This window comes from Streptomyces sp. NRRL S-495, from assembly GCF_000966955.1.
Classification (GTDB): domain Bacteria; phylum Actinomycetota; class Actinomycetes; order Streptomycetales; family Streptomycetaceae; genus Kitasatospora; species Kitasatospora purpeofusca.
In genome coordinates this window covers 1-1,288 of sequence record NZ_JZWY01000554.1, presented here as the reverse complement: position 1 = coordinate 1,288, position 1,288 = coordinate 1, and the positions used below count along the sequence as shown (strand labels likewise).

Sequence of the window (1,288 nt, the reverse complement as noted above, 5' to 3'; positions counted from 1 at the left end):
CTGGAGCTGGTGAGCGCGGCGGAGCGGGCCGAGCTGCTCGCCGCCGGCACCGGGGTGCCGCTGCCGACCGACGGTCCGCCGACCGTGGTGGCGGCCGTGCTCGAACAGGCCGCCCGGCGGCCGACGGCGGTGGCCACCTCCGACTCGGCGGGCGAGGTCAGTTACGCGGAACTGGCCGAACGGTCCCGGCGCGTGGCCGTGGCCCTGCTCGCGGCGGCGCCGTTCGATTCCGAGGTGGGGCCGGCGGCCGGACCCGAGGCAGAACCGGCGACGTCGTTCACCGTCGGGGTCTGCCTTCCCCGCGACCGCTACCTGCCCGCGGCCCTGCTCGGCGTCCTGCGAGCCGGTGCGGCCTACGTCCCCCTGGAGCCGGACCAGCCCGTCGAACGGCTGCGCGCCCAACTCGCCGACTCCGGCGCGACCGTCGTCATCGCCGCCGGGGAGACCCTCGCGCTCGCCGGTGAACTGGCCGGGACGGTCGGTGCCGGCGTCCTCGATCTGGGCGGCCCGGGCAGCCCCGGGCCCGTGTGGGTGCACTTTGCAAAGTCCCCGAACACTTTGCAAAGTGCGCTGCGCACTTTGCAAAGTCCACCCGCGGGGCCGGTGACGCTGCCCGAGGCGGCGCCCGAGGGGCTGGCCTATGTGCTGTACACCTCCGGTTCGACCGGCCTGCCCAAGGGCGTGGAGGTCACCCATGCGAACCTGGCGGCCTTCGTGGCCGCGATGCGGATCACGCCGGGCGTCCGGCCCGACGATGTGATGCTCGGGCTCACCTCACCGGCCTTCGACGTGTTCGGGTTCGAACTCTGGGTCGGCCTGGCCTGCGGGCTCCGGCTGGCGATGCTGGACCGGGAGGCCGCGGTGGACGGGTATGCCGTCGCGCGGTTCATCGACCGGGCCGGGGTGACGCTGATGACCGCCACGCCGACGACGCTTCGGATGCTGGTCGCCGCCCAGTGGTTCGGGCCGGGGGTGCGCGTCGTCAGCATCGGCGAGCCGATGGACCCCGGGCTGGCGGGCGAACTCCTGGCACGGACGGGCGAGTTGTGGAATGCCTACGGGCCGACTGAGAGCACGGTCTACTCGACCCTGGCACGGGTGGGGACTCCCGTCGGCGAGGCGGTGCCGATCGGCCGCCCGCTGGCCGGGGAGACGGCCTATGTGCTGGACGCCATGGGCCGGTTGGTGCCGCCGGGAGTGACCGGCGAGCTGTGGATCGGCGGTGCGGGTGTCGCCAGGGGCTACCGCAACCGGCCCGACGCGACCGCGACGGCGTTCGAGGCGGACC

Annotated in this window: 1 protein-coding gene; it reads left to right on the top strand. The window is 74.3% G+C overall.

Annotated elements, in window-relative coordinates:
- Positions 1 to 9: 9 nt before the first annotated feature.
- The coding region (locus VR45_RS27060) for an AMP-binding protein (RefSeq protein WP_159394372.1) at positions 10 to 1,288 on the top strand (1,279 nt) is incomplete at its 3' end.